The organism is Mycobacterium hippophais, from assembly GCF_027529605.1.
Classification (GTDB): Bacteria; Actinomycetota; Actinomycetes; order Mycobacteriales; family Mycobacteriaceae; genus Mycobacterium; species Mycobacterium arseniciresistens.
Map to the genome: position 1 here is coordinate 1 of NZ_JAPZPY010000025.1, position 3793 is coordinate 3793.

General features: G+C 66.3%; 1 protein-coding gene. It reads left to right on the plus strand.

Annotated elements, in window-relative coordinates:
- The coding region (locus O6P37_RS28375; RefSeq protein ID WP_269897209.1) for a condensation domain-containing protein at nt 1-3789 on the plus strand (3789 nt) is incomplete at its 5' end.
- Nucleotides 3790-3793 lie beyond the last annotated feature (4 nt).

The following is a 3793-nucleotide window of genomic DNA, read 5'->3' on the forward strand; positions in this document are numbered from 1 at the left end:
TTCGTGCTGGATGGGTTGTTGCGTCCGGTGTCGGTGGGTGTGGTGGGGGAGTTGTATGTGGCGGGTTGGGGGGTGGCGTTGGGGTATGTGGGTCGTTCGGGTTTGACGGGTTCGCGGTTTGTGGGGTGTCCGTTTGGTGGTGTGGGTGTGCGGATGTATCGGACTGGGGATTTGGTGCGTTGGGGTGATGGTGGGGAGTTGGAGTATGTGGGGCGTGCTGATGAGCAGGTGAAGATTCGGGGTTTCCGGATTGAGTTGGGGGAGGTTCGGGTTGCGTTGGCTGGGGTGGTGGGGGTGGATCAGGCGGCGGTGGTTGTTCGGGAGGATCGGCCTGGTGATCGGCGGTTGGTCGGTTATGTGACCGGTGATGTTGATGGGGCGCAGGTGCGGGGGTTGTTGGCGGATCGGTTGCCGTCGTACATGGTTCCGGTTGCGGTGGTGGTGTTGGATGTGTTGCCGGTGACGGTGAATGGGAAGTTGGATGTGCGGGGGTTGCCGGCTCCGGAGTTTGGTGGTGGTGGGGGTTTTCGTGCTCCGTCGTCGCCGACCGAGGAGGTGTTGGCGGGGATTTTTGCTGAGGTGTTGGGGGTGGAGCGGGTCGGGGTGGATGACTCGTTTTTCGGGTTGGGTGGGGACAGTATTTTGTCGATGCAGGTGGCGGCGCGGGCGCGGTTGGCGGGGTTGGTGTTTCGGCCGCGGGATGTGTTCACTGAGCAGACGGTGGCGGGGTTGGCTGGGGTGGTGGGGGCCGCTGGGGGTGGTGGTGCGGTGGTCGCTGATGAGGGTGTGGGGTCGGTGGTGGCTACTCCGATCATGCGGTGGTTGGCCGGTGTGGGTGGTCCGGTGGATCAGTTCAATCAGATGGTGGTGTTGCGGGCGCCGGTGGGGGTGGGCCGGGCGGATGTGGTGATGGTGTTGCAGGCGTTGGTGGATCGTCATGACATGTTGCGGTTGCGTGCGGGTGCTGATGGTCGTGGTGGGTGGGTGTTGGAGGTTCCGCCGGTGGGGTCGGTGGATGTGGGTGGGTGTGTGGTTGAGGTGCCGGTGCTCTCGGATGCGATGGTGGTGTTGGCGCGGTCGCGGTTGAGTCCGGCGGCGGGGGTGATGTTGTCGGCGGTGTGGGTGCCTTCGACGGGTCAGTTGGTGTTGGTGGTTCATCATCTGGCTGTTGATGGGGTGTCGTGGCGGGTGTTGTTGGAGGACTTGAACATCGCGTGGGCTCAGCATTATGGTCAGCAGCCGGTGGCGTTGCCTGCGGTGGGGACGTCGTTTCGGCGGTGGTCGCAGTTGTTGGCCCAGCATGCGGTTTCGGATGCGGTGGTGGGTACTGCGGATCGGTGGCGGGCGGTGTTGGGGGGTTCGGGTTCGTCGGTGTTGCCTGCGGTGCGTCCGTTGCTGGATACCTATGTGACGGCGGGGTTGTCGTCGGTGGAGGTTGATGTCGAGACGACGCGGTTGTTGTTGGGTGCGGTGCCGGCGGCGTTTCATGCTGGGGTGCAGGATGTTTTGTTGATCGCGTTGGGGTTGGCGTTGTCGGAGTTCGCCGGTGGTGGGGGTGCGCCGGTGGGTATCGAGGTGGAGGGCCACGGGCGGCACGAGGAGTTGGCTGCGGGGCTGGATTTGTCGCGGACGGTGGGGTGGTTCACCACGAAGTATCCGGTGTCGTTGGCGGTGGGTGCGGTGTCGTGGCGCGAGGTCGTTGCCGGTGGGGTGGGGTTGGGGTCGGTGTTCAAGGCGGCCAAGGAGCAGTTGCGGGCGGTGCCGCCGGGTCTGACTTATGGGTTGTTGCGGTATGTCAATGCCGATGTGGATCTGGGTGGGGCCGATCCGGTGGTGGGGTTCAACTATTTGGGTCGCCTCGGTGGTGGGGTGGAGTTGTCGGCGCAGATGTGGCGGGTGGATGCCGATGCGGTGTCGGTGGGTGCCCAGGCGATGGTGTTGCCGTTGGAGTTGGCTCACACCGTGGAGGTCAACGCGGTGACCGTCGACAGCCCGGCCGGGCCGGTGTTGCGGGCGGATTGGACCTGGGCGCGGTTGTTGGTCGATGAGGCGGCGGTGGGTCGGCTCAGTGCGTTGTGGATGCAGGCGTTGACCGGTATCTGTGCTCACGTCGCCGCTGGTGGGGGTGGGTTGACACCCTCGGATGTGGCGCCGGCGCGGGTCAGTCAGGCCCAGATCGATGAGTTGGGCCGCCGCGGCGGGGTTGCTGATGTGTTGCCGTTGACGCCGCTGCAGCAGGGCTTGGTGTTTCACGCCCTGGCCGCGCGCGGTGACGCCGCTGATGTGGAGGACGTGTACGCGGTGCAGATGAGTTTCACCGTGACCGGGGCGTTGGACCCCGACCGGCTCGCCGAGGCGGTGGTGGCGGTGGCTGGGCGTCATCCGCATCTGGTGGGGCGGTTCTGGGTGGGGTTCGACGAACCGGTGGCGGTGATCCCGGCCGATCCACTGCCGGGCTGGCGCTACCACGACCCCACCGATGACCCCACCACCGGCGGCCCCACCAGCGACGGGGTCGGCGCGGGGGTTGATGCGGTGGTGGATCAGGTGTGTGCTGCTGAGCGTGCCGCGGTGGGCGATGTGCAGTTCGCGCCGGCGTTTCGGGTGGCGTTGATCAGGACCGGGGCCCACCGCTACCGGTTGGTGTTGACCTGTCATCACGCGGTGATCGATGGGTGGTCGATGCCGATCCTGTTGCAGGAGATCTTCGCGTGCTATCTGGGGCATCGGCTGCCCGCGGCGGTGCCCTACCGGCGGTGGGTGTCCTGGCTGGCCGAGCGTGATGTCGATGCCGCGCGCGCGGCGTGGGCGCAGGTGCTGGCCGGGGTGGACACCCCCACCCTGGTCGCTGCACCTGACCGGTTGGGGTTGGGGCCGCGCGCGATGAGGGTGGTCGAGCTCGACGAGCAGCACACCGCGGGGTTGGCCGAATTGGCCCGCGCCGGGCAGACCACCGTCAACACCGTGTTGCAGGCCGGGTGGGCGGTGCTGCTGGCCGGGCTGACCGGCCGCCGGGACGTGGTGTTCGGGGCGGTGGTCGCCGGGCGTCCCGACGAGGTCGCCGGGGTGCAGTCCATGGTCGGCCTGCTGATCAACACGGTGCCGGTGCGGGCCCGCCTGGACCCGACCACCACGGTGACCGGATTGCTGACCCAACTCGACACCGACCGCAACGCCACCCTGGACCACCAACACCTGGGGTTGACCGAAATCCACCGCCTCACCGGCCACCAGCAACTGTTCGACACCGTGCTGGTCTATGAGAACTATCCCGCCGACACCGCCGCACACGCCGGCACCGACGGCTTGACCATCAGCGACGCCACCGTGCGCGACTACTACCACTACCCCCTTGTCGTGCAAGCCATCCCAGGTCAACGCCTGCGGCTACTGGTGCAATACCGCACCGAAGTGTTCACCACCGACACCATCGACACCCTCACCGCGGCGCTGGCGCGCATCCTCGACGCGATGACCACCGACCCCACCACACCGGCAACCACCCTGAGCGCCCACACCCGGACCGGCCACACCACACCCCCACCACCACACACCCCTCACACCCACACCCACACCCGTCACCCACTCACCGACACCCTCACCACCATCTACACCCAAACCCTGGGCATCGACCACATCACCGCCGACGACTCATTCTTCGACCACGGCGGCAACTCCCTGACCGCCATCACACTCCAAAACACCATCAACACCACCCTCAACCGAAACCTCCCCCTCGCCACCATCATCAACGCACCCACCATCAACACCCTCACCCAACACCTCTAAACAC